Here is a 19360-nt window from a genome sequence, read left to right as displayed (position 1 = left end):
ATTTGGGAGTTTCGCGGATTGAGAAGAAGTCAGTCCGTATCCCACACGTCCGCCATCGGACTTTTTCGCTCGCGCGAGTAGCCCGATTTGGTTCGTGAGTTCGGCTTCGATTTCTTTCCGCTGTCACGTCGGTCGCCTCCATTTTTGTCGCGATTCCTCTCTCCGCGACCGCTGCCGTTTCCACCCGCACCGCCGGGGTCGAAATCCGGCAAATCGGGGTGCCCCATCCTGTTCACCTGTTCCGCGAACCAGTCGGGCATGTCGGTGCGAGCGCGGTCGAACAGCTGGAGAAGGCTGGAATCAGCAAGGTAGGTCGCGCCGTAGTCGTCCGGTGCGCGAATCACGCGACCACAGGCTTGAATTACAGTTCGAAGCGCGGCCCGGTAGTACCACGCCCACTGGCCGCTTTCGAGGCGGTGGGCGACCCGCGAGTCGCTGGTGTTCAGGAAAGGGGCCTTACAGAGTACTTGCCAGCGCGCGAGGTCGCCCTTCAAATCGAGGGCTTCCTCCATCTTCACCGCGACGAACACGTCCGGGTCGTCGCTGGCCTTCCACGCTTCCAGATCGGCGTCCCTGCTGTCGCGTTCGTGGGCGCGGACTCTGTCTCCGACGCCGAACTCACGGAGCTTTTCGGTTAGTCGCTCCTGAATGTGGTAGGAGTGTGCGTGGACGATCCCTTTCTCGTCCGGATGCTTCTGCATGATTTTGACGATAGTTTGCGCGATTTTCGGCAGAGTTTCATCGCGGTGTTCGTAGGTCATCTTCCCCTGCGTCACGTCGTAGAGCGGACGGTTTTCGACCGGGAACGTGTGGCCAACGTCCACCAGCGCAACGTCGCCGGGGTCGAGACCGACCTGCCGACAGAACGCATCCTTGTTCAGAATGGTCGCGGAGAGGAGCGCGAACTTGTTCCCGCGCTCCCAGACGGTGTGCGCAAGATAACGCTCGGGATTCATCGGCTTGATTGTAATCGGCCCGCCCTCCCCGTCGGGTTGGTCTACGACCCACTCCGTCGCGCTGTCGGGGTTCCGGTAGTCGTCCACGAACCAGTCCAACTCGGAGATGAGTTCCTGGAGGCGGTCCCTGCGGGCCGCCTCCGGGGCGGTGAGTTCCTGCTGTGCGATGAGGTCGTCCTTTCGTTGCTTGCAGGTTCCGGAGAGGCTGTCTGCGTACTGTACCGCCCTGTCCAGTCCGGTCACCTCGGGGATTTTCAGGTCGTCCCAGATGGGCACCGTTCTGGGATTCAAATCGATGGTCGCGTACATCTCGGCCCACTCCGCGAGTCCGTGGGCCTCGTCGATGACCACCACGTCGCGCTTTCTAAACACCTCCGACCCGGCGGTTCGCATGAAGTAGGCCAGCGTCATCGCCGCAATCTCCCGATTGCTGGCGATAGCTCGGTCGGAAAAGTACGGACACCGGTGTTTCACCGAGCAGTCGTACCCCTTCTCGCGGGCGCAGGGCGCTCTATCCACGGGCGTGTCGTGTTCCCCCGGCAGGATACAGGAGTAGTTTCGCTTGCCGCGGATGATTTTCAAATCGCCTAGCAGGGAATCTCCGGCCACGTCGTCTAACTGAGAGACCTGCGGCGTAGTGTAGTACGACCCCGTGGCGTCGCTCGGGTCGGCGTCCTCGACCCGCCTGGCGCATCCCGCGATGGAACGCGCGAGGAGCGATTTCCCGCTCCCCGTCGGGGCGCGAACCAGCACCACGTCGTTGCCACTCTCGAAGGCGTCTCGAATATCTGCGAGGGCGTCTTGCTGGTTGCCGCGAAAGGAGGGCGCGGGAAATTCGTCCAAAATCCGCTCGGGATTCACTGTATGGCCTAACGAGATGTGGGGCGTAAAACCTACGGGTTCCCTGGTGAAGATTTCTCTCCCGAAACGGGAGAACAAGAAGACTGGGCGACCGTGAGGTTCACGATATCGAGTGAGATTTACGGCCACGTAGTGGGACGAACGCCAGCTATCTGCTGTCTCGTTTCGAGCATGGAGAGAAAGTCCGGTTTGGTCAACACGGCGACCGAGTCAGGATAGGATACAAGGACGTATTTCGTCCGTTCGCGGAGGGACAGATACACGTCGAATGCGTTTTCGTCCGGCGAGACGACCACGAAATCCTTCGATACGAGTTTGCCGACGGTCGTCGTACTCGGGAGTCGCGCTCGTTCTCTCCACGATAGTACGGTATTCGTCGTGAGGATTCCGACCGGATTTCCTTCCCTGCCACAGACTGGATATTGGTCTATCCCGCCACGGTCTGGCCGTTCGTCTGCGAAGAAGTCTTTCACTGGCGTCTTCGCCGGAACGCAGTCTTCCTTTCGTCGCACAAACTCTGACACTGTCATGTCGGCCAGAAACGACTGATTCGTCACCAACTGGTGTTCGGACACCGTCGAGAAGTAAAAGAAGACGGCGATGAGTCCCAGAAGGACGTTACCGAGGACGATCGCGGCGTAAAACAGTATCCCAATTGCTAGCACCTGTCCAAGGAGACTCACCACCCGCGTCGCCGTCTGTGCGGAGCGAACGCGAACCACCAGCGAGCGAAGCAAAAGCGCGCCGTCGAACGGAAAAATCGGTAGGAGATTGACGATCAAAACCACGCCGTTGAACATTGCAAGCAGGCCGAACGAGGCGACGAACTCGGGCGTAGTTCCGGGAAGCGACCAAAGAATCGCGGTGAAAAATCCGGTGAGAAGCGTGTTCGCTATCAATCCGGACAGCGCGATCTGCGTCTCGTGTTCGAAATACCGGGGTTCGTAATCGAACTGCGAGAGGCCGCCGAAAATCCACAGGAGGATGTACCTAGCCTCGATGTCGTGTCGTCTGGCGACCCCCACGCGAGCCAATTCGTGAACGAACAGGCTCGCCGAGAAGCCGAAAAACACCGTCGTTCCAATGAGCCACGGCGTCGCGCCAGTGCCGATTGACGAGTAGGCGAGTGCGTGCGGTGAAATCGCCGTGAGAACGTCTATCCACACTCGGACGGAGACGCCCCGTTGAATCCACCAGCCCAGAACCGGAAGCGCCAACAAGAGGCTGATGTCGATTCGAACTGGAACCCCCCACACCGACCCGAGACGAATCCCCCTCATAGCAACGTAGTAACGACGCGAACGCGTGTCAATATTTCGACGGGGAAAGAACGGTGTGACGAGGACGGGAGGTTGCGGCGGAGAATGCGGTCGGAAAGTCCGGCGGACCTTAGTCCGCCGTTTCGATTTTCGCCACGTCCTCGCTCGAGGGATAGTCCGGCAACTGTTCGATGCAAGCAAAACAGAGGAAATGTTCGCTCCCGTCCTCGAACTCCAGCGTCATCCCGCCGGACGACTGCTGACTCGTGTTCCAGAGGTTTGCGATGCCGCCCGCGATGGGGACATCTGCCCCACAGCCGTCGCATTTTTCCGTGGCCATACCGCTTGGTAGGTGATTCGAGGGCAAAGAACATTCGGCAACGAGAGGACGAAGCAAATCACTTCCAGGTGTTCAAAGTGAGTCCTGGGACGAAGCTAAGTACTGCAAACGACGCAGAATTGTGACGAGGAGCGATTCTCCTGCCAGTACTCGAATTTTGAAGTGGTGCGAGGTAGGCACGACAAATACCGCCACCGCACCCGCCCACATCCCTCGCCCAACCGACTCTCTTCGGTCGTCTACCGGAAGACGCCTGCTCCCACGGAAAGGAACAAGTTCCTCCCTGCTCTCGTTCGCCCCGTCGTCGCTCACTTCGTTCACGACGACCTCGCGCGGGCGACCTGACGGTCGCTTCGAGCGCCATGTAGAGTGACTCGGATTCCGGAATAGGGACAAACCACCCTGGCGCGTGCGGTGGCGATTTCAGTGGAGTCGGCAGTTGCTATCGACGAACCGACGCCAACTTAAATCGCGTACTGCTCGGTTTTTCACCGTTCCCCTAGCGCGCTACCGACCAAAGTACTCCTACAGAAAGAAGGTACGAAATAAAAACGAAACGGCTACTCCCCCGGTTATTCGCTTCAGTACGACTTGCTGGTGTGCAGGTTGTCGCCGTCGTCGTATACGAACACCGTATCGCCGCCGTTGTTCCAGACGGCGGTGCCGGTCTTCCCCCAGTAGAGATCGGTCTGGGTGTCGGTTCCGGTGCCGGTGTGGAGCGTCACCTGTTCGCCCGAACCGAGGGTGAAACCGTTCGGGAAGGTGTAGGTTTTCTCGACTTCGTCCTGCACGTACCACCCGGTCAGGTCGAGGTCACCGCTCCCGGCGTTCTCGAAGACGACGTATTCGTCGTTCAGGTTGTCCGTGTCGCTGCCCGCCGCGTCCTCGTGAATCTCGGCGACGGTGAGGTCGCCGCTTCCGTCGTCGCCATCACCGTCTCCGAGCGAACCGTCGTAGGCCTCGAACAGCGGGAACGAGGTGTCGAAAACCGCGGTCGTCGGAATCGCCGAATCGCCGTTGATGTTGTTCGAACCGTCCGTCACTTGGTCGTCGTTGAGTCGCAGGTCGGAACCGAGTCCGGACGCGAGGTCGTTCAGGTTCGTTCGAGCGCTCGACGGGGCCGTGCCAGCGCCGATGAGGATAACCGCGCCGCCGTCCGCCGCGAACGAGCTGAGGGCGTCGATTTCGGACTGCGTGAACGCCGAGACGGGCGTCGTGACGACGATTGCTCGCCAGGTGGAGAGGTCGAACGTATCGAGGCTGTTCGACTGCTCGAACGAGATGCCGACGCCTTCGAGGAATCGCTGGTAGTAGGCGGCGTCGTCGTTCGACAGGGCGTAGCCGGCGTCGAACTGACCGTGGCCGCCGTCGATGAGCACGTCGCCCGTCGTATCGGAGAGGTAGTCGATGAGGTTCGTCAGGAAGACGAAGTTCTCGTAGCCGGAGGTATCGACGTCGAAGCCTTCGTCGCTCTCGTAGCCCTCGTCGATGAGGGGGCTTCCGAGCATGGCGACGTTCACAGACTCGTCAACCGCCGCGAGCGGGATGTCGTCGCTGTAGGCGTAGCCGCCGTTCTGGGTCGCCGTGCTCTCGGCATACACGGGAACGCGGGAGTCCGCGACCCCGCCCGTGGAAGTCATGACGCTCGCGGTCGTCGGGAAGAACAGACCGTCTACCGCGCGGTTGCGGATTTCCGTGGTGTTTTCGGGGTCGCTTTCGCCCCAGACATTGGTGCCGGAAGCGCGCGCGGCGTCCTCCGCGGCCCAGAAGTCGTCGTGGTAGCCGAAGCCGGAACCGTAAACGCGGGCGAAGCCGTCTCGAACCGCGTTGCGGTTGTAGAAGTCGTCGCGAGTTCCGTCGCCGTCAGCGTCGTAGTGGATGTAGCCGAGGACGCGACCGAAGGCGTCGCGCACGGGTTCTTCCGAATCGAAGGAGAGGTCAACCGTTTTGCCGTCCAATTCGTCCTGGGCGTAGGCTGTCGCGTTGTCGCCCCACGTACCGAGGTAGTCGAGCGATTCGATTCCTTCCCACTCCTGTACGCGCTCGGCCGAACTACTCGCGGGTTTCTCGGGCGTGTCGATACCGAGGATACGGATGCTCTCGGTGGAACCGTCCGAGAACGCTACCGTGGCGGTATCGCCGTCGGTGACCTCGGTGACATCGACGGTGTACGTCTCGTCCTTGTCGAGACCGAGTCCGGTACGGTCGGCGAAGTAGTCGAACGACGTGTTGAACTCCTCGGTGAGCGGCGCGTAATCCGCGCCGCCGTTGTTCGTCGTATCGAGAACCTCGTCGTCGTTAAATCGGAAGGAGAGCCCGAGGTAGCTCGCGATGTCGTTCATGTTGGCCGTCTCGTCGTAGTCGCTGTAGTCGGACTGACCGTGGAGGAAGACGGAACCACCGGCCGCGATGAAGTCGTCGAGGTCGCGAAGCTCATTGGTGGTGAACGACTGCGTCGGCGAGGTGATGACGACTGCGTCGGCGGAACCGAGGTCGCCCGCGAGGTCGCTCGTTCCGGTAACCGTGTAGCCGTTCTCTTCGGCGTAGCTCTCGAAGTTCGAGAACTTTCCGAGGGAGTAGTACTGGCCGTGGCCGTTGTCCCAGAGGACAGTTCCCGAACCGCCGAGTTCGTCGTCCCACGTGTTCAGGACGAACTCCTCGTTGCCTCGTTGCCAGTTGGTGCTGTCCTCGACGAGCGTCGAACCGAAAGCGACGACGTTCGATTCGGCGGTGACGACCGGAATCGACGTTCCGCTGTTGTAGAGTGTGGCGTCACCGTTTCCGTCCCCGTCGTTGTTGGTGGCGCTGTCTTCCGCCCAGACGGTGATGACCGAACTGTCGGTCAGTTCGGCGCCGCTTGCGTTCGTGAAACTGCTCGTCGAATAGCATTCCACGGGCGAAATCTGACCCGAGGTAGCCCGAACCTCGGAGCTGAGCGTTGCCGAAATCGGTGCTGACGCTGTGGCTGTTGCGAGCGCGGACAGGAATGTTCGTCGTCGCATCACCAGAGAACGGAACCTGACGCAGTATAAATTATCGCATTTCATTATAGTATTTTATCCCCTCTAATACATATTTCTATATAGTGTAAAATACAATTAAAACTGGATGAGGGTAAATAATTATATTGGGTCGGACGGGTCGTGTTCGCTCGCGATTCGATCGGCTTCCGTCGCGTATCGCTCCCGTGTTTCCTCGTCCGCAACCGTTCCTAACTGGTCGGGTGAGACGTCGAGACCAGCGAACGTCTGTCGGGCGGAACCGGTGAAGCTCGGTAACGCGCGTTCCTTTCTAAAATACCGTCTTCCGTCGGATGTCGCATACACGAGGATGATGAGGTTCTGCTCGTCGTCCGAGTACGTTCGCTCGACCAACCAAACGCGCACGTCGTCGTTCTCGGACGTATCGTCGCGTACGTCGTCAGTTCCATGCCCGCCGTCGTCCTTTTCGTTCATACGTATCGTTAGCGCGGACAAACCGTAATACTACCTCACGATTTATGCGTGCCAGTGACGTGAATAATTGGCATGGATGTGAACTGCGAAGGCTGTGCCGGATGCTGTGTTGACTGGCGTGCCATCGCACCGACCGCCTCCGACCACGAGCGTCGTGGGCCGCGGGAACCGCTTGACGACACTTATAATCTCGTTCCGCTAACGCGCGAAGACGTAGCCTGCTTTCTCGACGTCGGACTCGCGGACGCCCTGACGCCGCGACTCTGGAAGGACGAATCGGACGCGGAAACCGAATCAAGTGACACGGCTGGATCGAGCGAAAAAGTCAAATCGAGCGCGAAAGTCGATGGCGTCGAACTCGCCGCCATCGACGGGAAACCCGTCTTTTTCGTGGGAATCCGAAAACCGCCGAAGCTGGTTGCCCCGTTCGAAGCCGACCCCTCGTGGCTTCCGACGTGTGCGTTTCTCGACCCGCAAACGCTCCAGTGTCGGATTCACGACGAGGACGTGTATCCGCAAGAGTGTGCCGAGTATCCGGGTCACAATCTTAAACTCGGTCAACGAACCGAATGTGAGCGAGTCGAGAACGCATTCGGCGGCGAGCGACTGCTGGACGACGAACCGCCGGACGAGCTTTCCGGACTCCTACTCGGCCCGCAGGCGATCGGACAGAAAATCTTCGTCTATCCCGACCCCGAAGAGTTAGCGGGGGTCGTCAGGCGACTGCTCGCGGACGAGCTGACCGACGGCGACCGCGCCCGATTCGTCGCCGCCGCCGTCGCGGGGCGACCCGGAACGACCGGAACGAACCGCGAAACCTACGAAACCGTATTGGACGAGGTTCGAGAGACTGATTCGTGGGTTGGACGCTCGATTATCGAATGGGAAGCGATGGCGAAAAACGAGGAGTCAGACCCGTCGGTAGCCACGCGAGTCGAGGACGAACGCGGCGCACCGCCCACTTCCGGCTGGTGAACATCGCGGAAAAGACCACACTACTGCGATTTTATCTTCTCGAACTGCTTCAGCAAATCCTCCGCCGAGTCGCCGGAATCGTACTCAACAGTCCCGTGATAGTCGGAACGTACATCGTCGAAATCCGTGTCTACGGTACTGTTTTTACGCTCACGGCGCTCGTGTTCTTCTTCGTCATAGGCACCCATTGACATGACAACCACACTCATGCTAAGCGTTAGCCAGTAATTAATGTAACGGATAATCACATCGTTTACCCAAGCTGGAAAATCGTCAGACGGAGAGGAGGCGGCAAAATGTACCGTGAGGGGGAGAAAGCGGCGCATCGGGAAGCCAGAGATGTCCCCAGCGAAACGAGAAGCGTATCGATGTGCATAACACGTAAACACTCCCGGTTACTACAGTCTCGCGTGGCAAGCCCGCTCCGCTTTCGCCGCTCTCAGGAGCGGTGGGACGACGACCGCATCATCGAGGAGTTGTATTCTCACCTCGATTCGAACCTCGGCGCACGTTCGCTGACACCGCACTACGCCGCACCGAACGGCTTCGAGGCGCGCAGATTCGAGATGAACAACGGCGATATGGCGCTGTTCGCGTGGAACGACGACACTGCGTACTGGCTCGGCAACACGGAGACGCCGCCGGCGCTCTGGCGCACGTCGAAGTACACCTTCGACGAGATTCCGTATCGAATTGCCCGCTGGGGCCAGCGTGAACTGCTCGCCGACCTCACCGTCGAATCGCCCTGGCTGGCGAAGTACGACTACATCTCGTGGTTTTTCCTCCCCGTGTTCTTTTCGAAGGACGGACGGGAAACGTCGCGGGCCTTTTTCCGCAAGTACGCCGTCGGATTTCCGGATGCGACGCGGGACGAGGCACTCTCGTTTTACGAACGGTTCCTCCGAACCGGTGCCCTGGACGACTACCGGTACACGATGGCCTCGAAACTCGGCACCAGCCAGTATTTCGATAAAAACCGGATGAGTGCGACGATGAGCGAGTTCACCGTCGCCAAACTGCTAACCGACGCGGGGTACGATGTCGTCCCCGAAATCGAAGTGACGACAGGACACTCCCTCGACTTCCGCGCCGAACCGAAACACGGTAACTCCGGACACGAACACGGACAGTCGCCGCTCGTGGAAGTCACGCGCCCGCAACCGCCGACACAGCGAGCGGCGAGTACGCCCGTCGCGGCCCTCCGGGAGACGGCGGAGACGAAAACGAGCGGGCAGTTGAACGAACACGGTGGCGGCGCGGTGCTGTTCGTGGACTGCTCCGGTTTCCGCGACGACGAGTGGTCCGCCATCATCGGCGAACAACCCGACGTTCGGCATCGCCCTGCCGTCGTTTTCCGCGCCCGGCCAGACGGTCACGTCGAAGGCTACCAAAAGGGGTCGCCGCCACTGCATCTCGACGGCGCGATTCGGTGGCAAACGGGGTGAGGTGTACGAAAGAAGCGGCTACTGGATTCCACTCAGAATACCGAGACCGAGAGTTACTCCCGAAAGGACGCTTCCGATGGTGACGGCGAGAATGCGAACGTGTGGATTCGGCCACTTTCGATGAAGGACGAGGCGTGTCAGCAGGCGGTGGCTAAGCAGGGTCATCAGTAGTATCTGTCCGCCAGTCACCGCGAGGTCAACTGCGCCGGAAACCATTTGCTGTAGATCTCAGATAACGAACTATAATTTCGGCGCATCGTTTTTAGCTCGTGCTGTCTCCTTGTAGTTGAGAAATACCTCGAAAATAGCGTGTCGCGCTGCGGCGGTGCGCTCAGAACGAGAGTTGATTCGGTCCGTTCGTTCCCATCGTCGTCGGGTCGCGGTCGCTGTAATGTTTCCGTCCGATTGCTTTGCTGCTAACGGCGCCGTACATCGCATCGCGGGCTTGGTGCGGCGAATCGTACGTCTCGTCCCCGGCGCGGCGAAGCACTTCTTCGAGCGTTTCGGTGCCGTTCGGGAGGTCGATAACGTAGTCACCGTGGGCGGCGATGAGTTGCTCCGTGCTAACCGGATACTGGTACGAATCGAGCAACTGATTTGCCTGTTTGAGCGACATCGTGGAATTTTCTACACCAAAGTTCATTATAAAGGTTGTTGCCAAACAATCATTACGGATATAAGGTGTTTAATCGGTATTATCGTCTACCGATTGGGACATCGAAACCGCCTTGCTCCGTCGTTACCGAACGAACGTATGAGTGTTTTCGCGGATCTCCACGTTCACACGACCAACTCGGACGGGTCGATGGAACTCTCGGAGGTTCCCGCAGTCGCGCGGTCTGCAGATGTATCTGTCGTCGCAATCACCGACCACGACCGACTCCATCCCGACCTGCCGACGCCCGTAACGAACGTCGAGGGCGTGACCATCGTTCACGGTATCGAACTCCGGGTCGAAGCGCCCGACGGCCAGCACATTGATCTGCTCGGCTACGGTGTCTATCCGACGCCAGAACTCATCGCCGAACTGGAGCGCCTGCAAGAGGACAGGGTAGAACGCGGACAAGCCATCATCGACTGCGTGGAAGACCACCTCGACATCGACCTCGATTTGGAATCGCGCGAAGGGTTGGGTCGGCCGCACATCGCGCGGGCGATCGACGCCAATCCCGACACGGAACACGACTTTAACAGCGCGTTCGCCGAGGTTATCGGCACGGACGAACCCTGTTACGTCGCTCGCGACATACCGAGTTTCGAGGATGCGGTCTCCCTGCTCTCGGAATCGAGCGGTTTGGTGGGACTGGCTCATCCATTCCGGTACTCTGACCCCACGTCTGCGCTCGCCTTGACGAGCGAACTTGACGCGGTGGAGCGATACTATCCTTACGGACGCGAGGTGGACACCCGGCCAATCGAACGCGCAATCGCCGACAACAACCTCGTTCCGACCGGCGGAAGTGACGCCCACGAGGACGTGCTCGGGGAGGCTGGATTGTCGAAAGAGGAGTATCGGCATTTCCGGAGTGCGGTGACGCTCTGAACGCAGGTTTCAATTCGGTGGAGACCCTACCGGTTAGTATGCGGTGTCACTACTGCGACCGGAAGGCAACGTTCGCACCGAAGATGGGCGGCGTGCAGGTCGGCCTCTGCGACACCCACTTTCGCGAGCGATTCGAGAGCCTTGCGGAGTCCGACGCACTGGAATCTCTGCAACGTGAATTGGACGCCGAGAAGTCGGAGTAACAGCGGCCAGATAGATTATGCTTCGAGCCGTGCGGTGAACAGCACGTCTTCGTAGCGATAGGCCGGCGCATCGTCGAAACCGTCGAGCGCACGGGTAATCGAATCGGCATCCGAGCGAACGCGAACCGTTTCGACGCCGTCGCGAAAGAGATAGGAAAGACCGGTTCGAAGTATTGCGGACAGGGCGTCTTCCTGAAGCGTGCGGGAACTGCGGGCGAACGACTCCTCCGTAAGGACGAGCGATGCGCCTCCGCCGGTGACGGTGTAAACCGTAAGCACGTCTCCGTCGTGTTCGGTTCCGAGGACGCCCTCGGGTTCGAAGGGGATTGAAGCTTCGTCGTCGAGTTCCAGGTCGAGAACGTCGTCCGATTTTCGCTTCGTCGCCGGACTCACGTCTTCCACCTCGTGCGGCGCTGGAGGGCGCTATGGGAGTTCATATCACTCCATTGGAGGCGGGATATAAATATCCCTTGGATAACTAAAAACGCGATTGTTGCTACCGGTTCTCAGACCCGTCCGGCGTCAACGTCGATGGCATCGACCGGGCACACGTCCACGCAGAGCATGCAGTCGATACACTGGGCCTCATTGGCCGGATCCGCTTTCTCCTCACTCTCCGGGTGCCCCGGGGAGTCTACCCATTCGAACACGTCCACGGGACAGTCTTCGAGACAGGCACCGTCGGCGATGCAAAGGTCGAAGTCAACTGCGACGTGCGTGCCGTGGATGCCGAGTTTGTCCGGTTCGTCCACCGGGCCCCATACGTCGTGGCCGTTGTGGTCGTCTACCTTTTCGCGGTTTTCGTGGAACTGTGGGTCGATAGCCATCTGTCTCTCACCTACGTCTACAAACGCAAAACTCATACTTAAAACCACGTACCTAACTTAAATGTTCTCCACGCTCTTGATTTTTAGGCTAGGCTAAAAACCTGCGAAAGAGCGCCCGAAACTAGGGTTCTCGTTTTTCGCTCGACCGAGGTTTTAAATATCACCAGATTACGACGAGTGGTTTTATTCCATGGCCTGCAGAGAGACTCGCATGGAGAAAGTTACCATCGAGGACGTGGATTCCCGAATGAGCGCAGCGAACGTTCGGCGAGGGCTTTCCGACGACCTCGGAACGAACGATATGGCAATCAACTACTACGAACTCGCGCCGGGCGACAGTTTCGCCTTCGGCTATCACGCTCACGTCGGGCAGGAGGAAGTGTTCTACATCCAGTCCGGTTCGGTAACGTTCGAGACGGAAACCGGAGACGTGGTCGTTGGAGCGGGTGAAATCGTTCGATTTGCGCCCGGCGAGTTCCAGCGCGGGGTGAACGAGGGTGACGAACGCGTGATTGCACTGGCGCTCGGCGCACCGCGGGACTCCGAATTGGACGAAATGCGACGGAACTGCGATGAGTGCGGCGAGCGAACCGCGAACACGCTCGAAATGGCCGACGGCGGGGAGGAACTCGTAACATACTGCCTCGACTGCGGGGCGGAAACGGGACGATTCGATTAGTCGAACAATCGGATTCTATCGACCGATGCGAACCGACTCGGTTGTCGTGCATTTTTCCGCGTTCCGAACCATCGAGGCGTATGGAAAAAGTCACGATTGACAATGTGGACGGCTTCATGAGCGCGGCGTCGGTCACCCGCCCGGTCGGAAAGGCCCTCGGGACGAGCGACGTAGCAATCAACTACTACGAACTCGCACCGGGTGACAGCTTTTCTCCCGGTCTCCACACGCATTTCGACCAAGAGGAGGTGTTTTACGTCCAGTCCGGCACTGCAACGTTCGAGACGAAAGAAGAGGACGTGGTCGTTGAAGCGGGTGAAATCGTCCGATTCGCACCCGGCGATTACCAACGTGGGCACAATCACGGCGACGAGCGCGTGGTCGCAGTGGCACTCGGCGCACCGGCCGAGAGCGAGTCGGGCGAACTTCTGCGCGACTGTCCCGAATGTGACGAGCAGACACAGCACTGGATGCGAATTCCGGACGAGAAGAACGTCGTCGAAGTGTACTGTCTCACCTGCGACACCGTGACCGGCACGATGGACTGAGGAGCAGTTTCGTCCCTCTGCTGGCCACCACGACTATTGATACCTGTGCTGTCTTCTGGTGCGAGAATCCATGACCGACGATATTTCCGGCTACACCTTCGGCGAGGAGTCGGTACCCGTATCTCCCATCGACATGCCAGCGTTCAACCGGCTCAAACAAACCGTGCTGTTCACCGAGGAGGACGAAGAACACCTCCGGATGGCGGGCGAGGTGCTGGACGGGCAAATCGACGACGTGCTCGACACGTGGTACGAGTTCATCGCCGACCACCCGCATCTCATTCAGTACTTCAGCACGCCGGAGGGCGAGCCGATCGAGGAGTACCTCGACCGCGTTCGGCAGCGATTCGGTCAGTGGATTCGGGACACCTGCAATCCTCCCTACGACGAGGAGTGGCTGAACTACCAGCAGGAAATCGCCCTGCGGCATACGCACGAGAAGAAAAACGAAACCGACGATGTCGATTCAGTTGACCACATTCCCTACCGCTACCTGTCGGCGTTCATCTACCCCATCACGGCGACGATGAAGCCCTTTCTGAAGAACGGAAAATACAGCGGGGACGCCGTGGAGAAGATGCACAGTGCGTGGTTCAAGGCGGTGGTTTTGCAGGTGACGCTGTGGAGCGAGCCGTACGTCAAAAATGGAGATTTCTGAGAGGGAATCGAAGCGAACGATATTTACGAAATTTCTACACGCCCGAGTATTTCCACCCGAAATGGTGCCCTTCGTCTACGAACGCCGACTTGCACGCGAAACGCAACTCTCGGAAAATCCACCGGAAGATTCTCTACCCGAATTGCGGACGTTAGAAAATCCTTCACAAAGTGGCCTACGCCACCCGAAAATCCGCTCGAAATCGTACCGTTTCGGTAGGTTGATTCGAACCGAAAGCGACGCCAGATGTGGCATCCGATGACATCCTTCGTAGCCCTTCGTTTCCACTGGAAACGCCCGGATTTCGAACGATGAGTCGGCGTGACCGGCGACTCGCCGGACGAAATCACCGAGTTCTACCCGCACTCACACTCGAAGACGCACATACCGCAATCGGGTACCACCGTACTGTCTTATACGAGTTCGTATGGTGCATTCGACTCCCTAACTCCACGCCACCCTTTCCACGACACCGACCTTTTTCGCCCTCGCCCGCTTTTCCCACTCCATGACTGAGATTCCGTCACCTGGGTTGGGCACCTCTGGAAACGAAGACCCAGAACAGTGCGCCAAAACGGTTCGAACCGCGCTCGAACTGGGCTACCGGCACGTGGACACCGCGCAGATGTACGGCAACGAGGAATCGGTTGGCGCGGGCATCGCCCGCGCCGACGTGCCCCGCGAGGACGTTTTCCTCGCCACGAAAGTCCTGCCGGACAACCTCGCGCACGATGACGTACTCGAAACCACGGACGAAAGCCTCGATAGACTCGGCACGGACTACGTGGACTTGCTCTACGTTCACTGGCCGATGAAAGCCTACGAGGCCGAGGATACTCTCCCCGCCTTCGATAAAATCGCGGAGGCGGGCAAGGCTCGAAACATCGCGGTGAGCAACTTCACGCCCGAACTCTTGGACGAAGCGTGCGAAATCCTCGACACGGAAATCCTCGCCAATCAGGTCGAGATGCATCCGCTCTTTCAGCAGGACGACCTTCGCACATACGCCCGAAAACACGACATCACGCTGATCGCCTACTCGCCGATTATGCAGGGCGAGGCGGGCGACGTGCCTGAACTCCGCGACATCGCCGAGAAGCACGACGCGACCCGACGCAAATCAGTCTCGCGTGGCTCGAACAGGTCGAGAACGTCGTCCCGATTCCGAAATCAACGGGCGAAAAACACCTCCACCAGAACCTCTCGGTTCCCGACCTGGACGCCGAAGACGCTCGAAAAATCGAATCCATCGACCGCGAAAATCGTCTCGTTGACCCGGACGACGCCGCGTGGAACTGACGAAACTTCTCCCGACTACTACGGACTCCACTGTGCCGACCACGACCCACTGCCGTCGCTCGCTCTCCACTCGACGGCCAAATCGCTCGCGGAGCGGTCTGCTGGAATCTCGTAGGCTAACCATCCGGCAAGGCTTTCGCCCGATGCAACGTCTCTGCTTCCGAAGCGATCCAGTTCGTACTTTCCTTCCTGCTTGGCGATGTCGGACGGTTTCAGTTTGCGCCCACCGGCGATGAGCGTGAAGGTTTCACCCTTCGGGAGCGCCTGGCGCATCCGGAAGCGGTTTTCCGCGTTTACCGTGACGAACGCCCACTGACGATTGTCGTCCGATTCCACGTCTTCCATTCGGCCGTCTCCGGTTTCGTAGCGATAGTGGTCGGTGAGGACGATGTCCCGAATCGTAATCGCCACCTCGTTCGGGCTGACGAACGTTTCACCGACGGAAAGCGTCGGAGCGACGAATTTGACGGAGAAGGACTTCTCGAAAGCGCCTACCAGATAGTTCACCGTTGACACGTACGGATAGGTGAGGCTGGTGGACCACGTCGTCGTCTCTCCCGGCGGAATTTCATCCGTTTGAATCGAACCGGACTGCTGGGAACCGCCCTCGCTTCCGTTCACCTCGATTGGCGACTCGAACGTCTCCACGGAGTCGCCGTTGTTCTTGATGGTAAATTCTAACGTGAACTCCTCACTCAGTACGACTTCCTTCGGCACGTTCGACGAAACGAGCGAAAACTGACCGTCCGCTGTTGTCGCTTCGCCCGAATTTCCGTCGCCAGCATTACCTCCGCCCGATTCGCCGGTGGTTTCGCCGGTTCCGTCTTTCTTCGTCGGTGAACTATTCCCATTCCCGCCGTCCTTCGGCTCGGAGCCGGTACATCCCGCTAAGGCTCCTCCGACGAATGCAGTTCCGGAAACCGTCAGAAATCTTCTACGGCGCATGGGTAATTTACATACAAGAACGAAAATAAACACTCTGTCGTTGACCGATTTTTCGTTCGAGTACGGAATCCCTTCGAACGATTCGAGCAGTCGATTCAATCCCCAAACAGGGCGTAGACCGCGACGGTTCGCGCCGTAGGGCCTACCTACCGGCTAACCCCGTCGAAAGATGTACTACAACGACTCTACGCTGTCCCCGACGCCGATTTCGCCCGATTCCACGATAACTGCGCGAAGGCCGCCGCGATGAACCAGCGCGGAAAGCGTCCCCTTCTCGGTCAACGATTCGAGGTGCGAACACGGTTCGCAGAGTTCGACACCCTCACAAACCGCTTCCCCGATTCGAAACCGCGAATCGACAAGATGGTTCAGCGCGGCGTCCCGAGTCGTTACGTTCCGGCGGTGTTCGCCCGGTTCGAGCGAAATTCCGGACTCCTGTTCGACGGCCTCGACCGCCTCGGCCTCGATGAGCGTGATGTCGTCACCCGAAGAGCTGGGGTCGAAGTGGCGGTCACCACGTAGACCTGCTCCGGCCACTGCTTCGACCGACTCGATCGCCTCCACGGTTCCTGTCCCGTCCATAGACCACAGTTTCCCGCAGACGGCTTAAAACCGCGGTCGTCGGCAGTTCGGACAATTTTACAATTTTTCTCGGGCCAGTTCTAACTCGTCACGAATGAACGCACACATCGATTCAGCCACCTCGTTGGCGTCCCCGACTTGACCCTTCCGCATCTCGAAAAAGCGCATCGGGTCAAGTTTGAGAATCGAACGGTAGACGTGCCGTCGTCCGTCGAATGCGGGCGGGAGGGTACGAACCGATTCGTACCCCTCCCGAATCGATCCTCGAAGGTCGTCACTCTCGGAAACGGTGTACCAATCGAAGAATTCCCGATCGGCACGACAGAGGTCGAACTCACCGGCACCGACGAAGCAAAACTCCCAATCCACTACAGCGACGACTGACTCACCTTCGAATAGGATGTTTTCCGGTTGGTAGTCGCCGTGAACGAGGGCTGGTTCAGAAATGGCAGTAAATGCGTCTTCGTGCTCTCGAACGAACGACAGCACCGATTCGCCAGCCTCCTCGAATCGAGAGACGGCAAGGTCGTTACACCAACCGCCGACGATGGCGGTGAGCATATCGGCCCATGTCCCGCGAACATCGAGCGCAAGTTCGCCGTCTCTTGATTCGAGGAATCCAGACGACTCGAAACTCGTCTCCTCGTGCAGGGTCGCCAGACCTGCCCCGAGCGTTCGCGCACCTGCTTCGTTCAAGCTTCCATCTTCGGGAATCTCATTCTTCCACTCCGCGACGAAGTAGTCGTTTCCGACGCCGAGGACGTGCGGTACTGGAACCGACGTGTTCGCTTCGAGGAACTGCATGGCTCGCGCCTCCATTGCCGGATTTCCTTCATCGCTCCCCGCCCGTTTGCAGACCGCTCGTTTCCCATCGACCCGAACTTCGTAGGTGACGTAGGGCGGCACGTCGTGGAGTTTCCTGACGACTTCGTACTGTTCTGCGTACTGTGCGAGTCTCTCGTGTACGTCTGATTCGTCTTTGTGCATGGTGGGCGTCGCGTTACGTGCGACGGTCGGTCGGAGGCATTGCGGGCGCTGTCGCTCCGACCGAAAAGTGGATGGTTCGAAGGAAAACGCCTACCAACTTGATACTTTTCTAACTACTGTTCGAACCATGACCGAACTCACGATGGCTGACTTTCGGAAGGTGTTCCCCATCGCCATTCTACTCACTATCGTCCAGTGGGTTGCAACGTCCGGCGGCGACCTCCATGCTATCGTCCCGACGCTCGCCGGGTTCATCGCCATCTTCGCTGCGTTCTTCGTCGTAGGGTTGCTGTTTCTATTCCTGCAACGGCAAGCCCCGTGGTGAAAGGAGAGACTACTTTGACCGGCCAAAGAACCGCCCGCTCCTGAGAGAAACCAAACTGCGAGAATGAGCATCCGCGCGAATGCAGTGAGCGCGGTTCGCCGTCAGCCAAGCAGTGCTTCGCTGACGGCCTTTTTAGCGTAGATTTTTGCAAGTGGTTCGACGAGATGCGCGAAGCGCATCGAGGAGGACCCGCAGTAAAAAGGAACTACTCAAACGCGGCGATACCGGTCAAATCCTGCCCCAGAACCAGCGTGTGAATGTCGTGCGTTCCCTCGTAGGTGTACACCGTCTCCATGTTCGCCATGTGGCGCATCGGCGAGTAGTCCGTCGTGATGCCGTTCCCACCGAGCATTTCGCGGGCCACACGGGCCTGATCGCGGGCCATCCGGACGTTGTTTCGCTTTGCCATCGAAACGTGCTGCGGGCGCAGGTCGCCGCGCTCTTTTAGGTCGGCGAGGCGGTGGGCGAGCAGTTGGGACGTGGTGATTTGAGTCGCCATCTCGGCCAGTTTGTCCTGCTGAAGTTGGAAGCGTGCGATCGGACCGCCGAACTGTTCGCGGTCGGTCGCGTACTGGCGGGCCGTCTCGAAGCAGTCGCGGGCCGCACCGATCGCACCCCACGCGATTCCGTACCGGGCCTGCGTGAGACAGGACAGTGGGCCTTTCATGCCGGAGACGCCGGGCAGAACGTTCTCCTCCGGAATCGTCACGTTCTGAAGGCCGATTTCGCCCGTGATTGACGCGCGGAGCGAGAGCTTTTCGTCGATTTTGTTCGTCGTCACGCCGTCGCGTTCGGTCTCCACGAGGAAGCCGCGAACCGGGGTGTCGTCGTCGGAGCGGTCGCGCGCCCAGACGACTGCCACGTCCGCAATCGGGGAGTTGGTAATCCACGTTTTCGAGCCGTTGAGGACGTACTCGTCGCCCTCCTTTTCGGCGTAGGTTTCCATCCTCGACGGGTTCGACCCGTGTTCGGGTTCGGTCAGGCCGAAACAGCCAACCGCCTTCCCTTCGCCGAGGTCGGGAAGCCATTCGTCTTTCTGTTCCTCGGAGCCGTAGGCGTGGATGGGGTACATCACGAGCGCACCCTGCACACTGGCCATCGAGCGCAGGCCCGAGTCGCAGGCTTCGAGTTCCTGCATCAACAGTCCGTAGGCCGTCTCGCTGAGGTTCGGCAGGCCGTAGCCGTCGAGGTTCGGAGCGTAGAATCCGAGCTCCCCCATTTCCGGGATGAGTTCTTTCGGGAACGTTCCGGCTTCGAAGTGGCCGCCGATGTCGGGCTTGACGTGTTCTTCGACGAACTCGCGGGCGGTGTCCCGAACCATCCGCTCTTCTTGTCCGAGGTCGGCTTCGAGTTCAACGTAATCGAGCATGGACAACTCTCCGGAGGGGAGGCTAAAAAACACTCCTACTCCGGGGAACTGGATAACGAAAAATTAACTACGAAGATAGGTACGGGATAATGTTCAGTATCCCA

The 19360-nt window shown here is 59.1% G+C and carries 23 protein-coding genes and 1 pseudogene; 10 read left to right on the top strand and 14 right to left on the bottom strand.

Features of this window, described 5'->3' with window-relative positions; genetic code table 11:
* Positions 1 to 29 precede the first annotated feature (29 nt).
* From LIX15_RS05645 to LIX15_RS05635, 3 genes are all read right to left on the bottom strand, one after another.
* Positions 30 to 1817 (bottom strand): helicase C-terminal domain-containing protein, encoded by a 1788-nt coding sequence (locus tag LIX15_RS05645; RefSeq protein WP_227776518.1) that lies wholly within the window; start codon positions 1815 to 1817, stop codon positions 30 to 32.
* Positions 1818 to 1936: 119 nt separating this feature from the next.
* On the bottom strand, positions 1937 to 3097 hold the full coding sequence (locus tag LIX15_RS05640) for a site-2 protease family protein (RefSeq protein ID WP_227776517.1): 1161 nt from the start codon (positions 3095 to 3097) through the stop codon (positions 1937 to 1939).
* A 109-nt stretch (positions 3098 to 3206) separates the two neighbouring features.
* Positions 3207 to 3416: a DUF7561 family protein gene (locus tag LIX15_RS05635; protein ID WP_227776516.1), complete on the bottom strand. Its 210-nt coding sequence runs from the start codon at positions 3414 to 3416 to the stop codon at positions 3207 to 3209.
* A 165-nt stretch (positions 3417 to 3581) separates the two neighbouring features.
* Between LIX15_RS05635 and LIX15_RS05630 the strand changes: the two genes are divergently transcribed.
* A complete protein-coding gene (locus LIX15_RS05630; protein ID WP_227776515.1) occupies positions 3582 to 3761 on the top strand; it encodes a hypothetical protein in 180 nt (59 codons plus the stop codon).
* A 236-nt stretch (positions 3762 to 3997) separates the two neighbouring features.
* Here the strand turns inward: LIX15_RS05630 and LIX15_RS05625 are convergent, their stop codons facing one another.
* Together LIX15_RS05625 and LIX15_RS05620 are read right to left on the bottom strand one after the other, a co-directional pair.
* Entirely contained in the window at positions 3998 to 6418 is a 2421-nt protein-coding gene (locus tag LIX15_RS05625; protein ID WP_345410365.1) for a lamin tail domain-containing protein, read from the bottom strand.
* A gap of 120 nt (positions 6419 to 6538) precedes the next feature.
* Positions 6539 to 6871 (bottom strand): DUF7967 family protein, encoded by a 333-nt coding sequence (locus tag LIX15_RS05620; protein WP_227776514.1) that lies wholly within the window; start codon positions 6869 to 6871, stop codon positions 6539 to 6541.
* Positions 6872 to 6943: 72 nt separating this feature from the next.
* On the opposite strand from LIX15_RS05620, the gene LIX15_RS05615 reads away from it, so the two are divergent.
* Complete coding sequence (locus LIX15_RS05615; RefSeq protein ID WP_227776513.1) at positions 6944 to 7846, top strand: YkgJ family cysteine cluster protein; 903 nt, start codon at positions 6944 to 6946, stop codon at positions 7844 to 7846.
* Positions 7847 to 7866: 20 nt separating this feature from the next.
* Here the strand turns inward: LIX15_RS05615 and LIX15_RS05610 are convergent, their stop codons facing one another.
* Complete coding sequence (locus LIX15_RS05610) at positions 7867 to 8040, bottom strand: DUF5786 family protein (RefSeq protein ID WP_227776974.1); 174 nt, start codon at positions 8038 to 8040, stop codon at positions 7867 to 7869.
* Between the two features lie 216 nt (positions 8041 to 8256).
* Here LIX15_RS05610 and LIX15_RS05605 point away from each other — a divergent pair, with 216 nt between their 5' ends.
* Positions 8257 to 9291 (top strand): DUF5784 family protein, encoded by a 1035-nt coding sequence (locus tag LIX15_RS05605; RefSeq protein ID WP_227776512.1) that lies wholly within the window; start codon positions 8257 to 8259, stop codon positions 9289 to 9291.
* A gap of 18 nt (positions 9292 to 9309) precedes the next feature.
* Here the strand turns inward: LIX15_RS05605 and LIX15_RS05600 are convergent, their stop codons facing one another.
* Complete coding sequence (locus LIX15_RS05600) at positions 9310 to 9507, bottom strand: hypothetical protein (protein ID WP_227776511.1); 198 nt, start codon at positions 9505 to 9507, stop codon at positions 9310 to 9312.
* Between the two features lie 115 nt (positions 9508 to 9622).
* Positions 9623 to 9907 (bottom strand): DUF5789 family protein, encoded by a 285-nt coding sequence (locus LIX15_RS05595; RefSeq protein WP_227776510.1) that lies wholly within the window; start codon positions 9905 to 9907, stop codon positions 9623 to 9625.
* 138 nt (positions 9908 to 10045) lie between these two features.
* Between LIX15_RS05595 and LIX15_RS05590 the strand changes: the two genes are divergently transcribed.
* Together LIX15_RS05590 and LIX15_RS05585 are read left to right on the top strand one after the other, a co-directional pair.
* On the top strand, positions 10046 to 10834 hold the full coding sequence (locus tag LIX15_RS05590) for a PHP domain-containing protein (protein WP_227776509.1): 789 nt from the start codon (positions 10046 to 10048) through the stop codon (positions 10832 to 10834).
* 17 nt (positions 10835 to 10851) lie between these two features.
* Positions 10852 to 11037 carry a DUF6757 family protein gene (locus tag LIX15_RS05585; protein WP_227776991.1) on the top strand — a complete coding sequence of 62 codons (186 nt, stop codon included), beginning with the start codon at positions 10852 to 10854 and terminating at the stop codon, positions 11035 to 11037.
* Between the two features lie 15 nt (positions 11038 to 11052).
* Here LIX15_RS05585 and LIX15_RS05580 read toward each other — a convergent pair whose 3' ends face one another.
* Positions 11053 to 11430 (bottom strand): hypothetical protein, encoded by a 378-nt coding sequence (locus LIX15_RS05580; protein WP_227776508.1) that lies wholly within the window; start codon positions 11428 to 11430, stop codon positions 11053 to 11055.
* Positions 11431 to 11543: 113 nt separating this feature from the next.
* Complete coding sequence (locus LIX15_RS05575) at positions 11544 to 11864, bottom strand: 4Fe-4S dicluster domain-containing protein (protein WP_227776973.1); 321 nt, start codon at positions 11862 to 11864, stop codon at positions 11544 to 11546.
* A gap of 211 nt (positions 11865 to 12075) precedes the next feature.
* Here LIX15_RS05575 and LIX15_RS05570 point away from each other — a divergent pair, with 211 nt between their 5' ends.
* The 4 genes and pseudogenes from LIX15_RS05570 to LIX15_RS05555 all read left to right on the top strand — a co-directional run bounded on the left by LIX15_RS05570 (position 12076) and on the right by LIX15_RS05555 (position 15048).
* Positions 12076 to 12543, top strand: a complete 468-nt coding sequence (locus LIX15_RS05570; RefSeq protein WP_227776507.1) for a cupin domain-containing protein — start codon at positions 12076 to 12078, stop codon at positions 12541 to 12543.
* A gap of 80 nt (positions 12544 to 12623) precedes the next feature.
* Positions 12624 to 13091 carry a cupin domain-containing protein gene (locus LIX15_RS05565; protein WP_227776506.1) on the top strand — a complete coding sequence of 156 codons (468 nt, stop codon included), beginning with the start codon at positions 12624 to 12626 and terminating at the stop codon, positions 13089 to 13091.
* Positions 13092 to 13161: 70 nt separating this feature from the next.
* Complete coding sequence (locus tag LIX15_RS05560) at positions 13162 to 13749, top strand: protoglobin domain-containing protein (RefSeq protein WP_227776505.1); 588 nt, start codon at positions 13162 to 13164, stop codon at positions 13747 to 13749.
* Positions 13750 to 14257: 508 nt separating this feature from the next.
* Positions 14258 to 15048, top strand: a pseudogene (locus tag LIX15_RS05555) (aldo/keto reductase).
* Between the two features lie 18 nt (positions 15049 to 15066).
* On the opposite strand, the gene LIX15_RS05550 reads toward LIX15_RS05555, so the two are convergent.
* The 3 genes from LIX15_RS05550 to LIX15_RS05540 form a co-directional block, all read right to left on the bottom strand.
* A complete protein-coding gene (locus LIX15_RS05550) occupies positions 15067 to 15993 on the bottom strand; it encodes a cupredoxin domain-containing protein (protein ID WP_227776504.1) in 927 nt (308 codons plus the stop codon).
* A 174-nt stretch (positions 15994 to 16167) separates the two neighbouring features.
* Positions 16168 to 16575 carry an MOSC domain-containing protein gene (locus tag LIX15_RS05545; RefSeq protein WP_227776503.1) on the bottom strand — a complete coding sequence of 136 codons (408 nt, stop codon included), beginning with the start codon at positions 16573 to 16575 and terminating at the stop codon, positions 16168 to 16170.
* A gap of 57 nt (positions 16576 to 16632) precedes the next feature.
* Positions 16633 to 17562, bottom strand: coding sequence for a phosphotransferase family protein (locus LIX15_RS05540; protein WP_227776502.1), 930 nt, complete (start codon positions 17560 to 17562; stop codon positions 16633 to 16635).
* A gap of 127 nt (positions 17563 to 17689) precedes the next feature.
* Between LIX15_RS05540 and LIX15_RS05535 the strand changes: the two genes are divergently transcribed.
* Positions 17690 to 17887, top strand: a complete 198-nt coding sequence (locus tag LIX15_RS05535) for a hypothetical protein (RefSeq protein ID WP_227776501.1) — start codon at positions 17690 to 17692, stop codon at positions 17885 to 17887.
* Positions 17888 to 18092: 205 nt separating this feature from the next.
* On the opposite strand, the gene LIX15_RS05530 is transcribed toward LIX15_RS05535, so the two are convergent.
* Positions 18093 to 19256: an acyl-CoA dehydrogenase family protein gene (locus tag LIX15_RS05530; protein WP_227776500.1), complete on the bottom strand. Its 1164-nt coding sequence runs from the start codon at positions 19254 to 19256 to the stop codon at positions 18093 to 18095.
* Positions 19257 to 19360: the final 104 nt, after the last annotated feature.

Origin of the sequence: Haladaptatus pallidirubidus (assembly GCF_020700235.1) — an archaeon.
Lineage (GTDB): Archaea > Halobacteriota > Halobacteria > Halobacteriales > Haladaptataceae > Haladaptatus > Haladaptatus pallidirubidus.
The sequence above is the reverse complement of the archived record's forward strand: the minus strand, read 5'-3'. Positions and strand labels throughout refer to the sequence as shown.

Excerpts from the sequence above, each read along its gene's own strand:
- LIX15_RS05640 (WP_227776517.1), bottom strand. The coding sequence starts at position 3,097 with ATGAGGGGGATTCGTCTCGGGTCGGTGTGGGGGGTTCCAGTTCGAATC.
- LIX15_RS05635 (WP_227776516.1), bottom strand. The coding sequence starts at position 3,416 with ATGGCCACGGAAAAATGCGACGGCTGTGGGGCAGATGTCCCCATCGCG.
- LIX15_RS05625 (WP_345410365.1), bottom strand. The coding sequence starts at position 6,418 with ATGCGACGACGAACATTCCTGTCCGCGCTCGCAACAGCCACAGCGTCA.
- LIX15_RS05620 (WP_227776514.1), bottom strand. The coding sequence starts at position 6,871 with ATGAACGAAAAGGACGACGGCGGGCATGGAACTGACGACGTACGCGAC.
- LIX15_RS05615 (WP_227776513.1), top strand. The coding sequence starts at position 6,944 with ATGGATGTGAACTGCGAAGGCTGTGCCGGATGCTGTGTTGACTGGCGT.
- LIX15_RS05610 (WP_227776974.1), bottom strand. The coding sequence starts at position 8,040 with ATGTCAATGGGTGCCTATGACGAAGAAGAACACGAGCGCCGTGAGCGT.
- LIX15_RS05600 (WP_227776511.1), bottom strand. The coding sequence starts at position 9,507 with ATGGTTTCCGGCGCAGTTGACCTCGCGGTGACTGGCGGACAGATACTA.
- LIX15_RS05595 (WP_227776510.1), bottom strand. The coding sequence starts at position 9,907 with ATGTCGCTCAAACAGGCAAATCAGTTGCTCGATTCGTACCAGTATCCG.
- LIX15_RS05590 (WP_227776509.1), top strand. The coding sequence starts at position 10,046 with ATGAGTGTTTTCGCGGATCTCCACGTTCACACGACCAACTCGGACGGG.
- LIX15_RS05575 (WP_227776973.1), bottom strand. The coding sequence starts at position 11,864 with ATGGCTATCGACCCACAGTTCCACGAAAACCGCGAAAAGGTAGACGAC.
- LIX15_RS05570 (WP_227776507.1), top strand. The coding sequence starts at position 12,076 with ATGGAGAAAGTTACCATCGAGGACGTGGATTCCCGAATGAGCGCAGCG.
- LIX15_RS05565 (WP_227776506.1), top strand. The coding sequence starts at position 12,624 with ATGGAAAAAGTCACGATTGACAATGTGGACGGCTTCATGAGCGCGGCG.
- LIX15_RS05560 (WP_227776505.1), top strand. The coding sequence starts at position 13,162 with ATGACCGACGATATTTCCGGCTACACCTTCGGCGAGGAGTCGGTACCC.
- LIX15_RS05550 (WP_227776504.1), bottom strand. The coding sequence starts at position 15,993 with ATGCGCCGTAGAAGATTTCTGACGGTTTCCGGAACTGCATTCGTCGGA.
- LIX15_RS05545 (WP_227776503.1), bottom strand. The coding sequence starts at position 16,575 with ATGGACGGGACAGGAACCGTGGAGGCGATCGAGTCGGTCGAAGCAGTG.
- LIX15_RS05540 (WP_227776502.1), bottom strand. The coding sequence starts at position 17,562 with ATGCACAAAGACGAATCAGACGTACACGAGAGACTCGCACAGTACGCA.
- LIX15_RS05535 (WP_227776501.1), top strand. The coding sequence starts at position 17,690 with ATGACCGAACTCACGATGGCTGACTTTCGGAAGGTGTTCCCCATCGCC.
- LIX15_RS05530 (WP_227776500.1), bottom strand. The coding sequence starts at position 19,256 with ATGCTCGATTACGTTGAACTCGAAGCCGACCTCGGACAAGAAGAGCGG.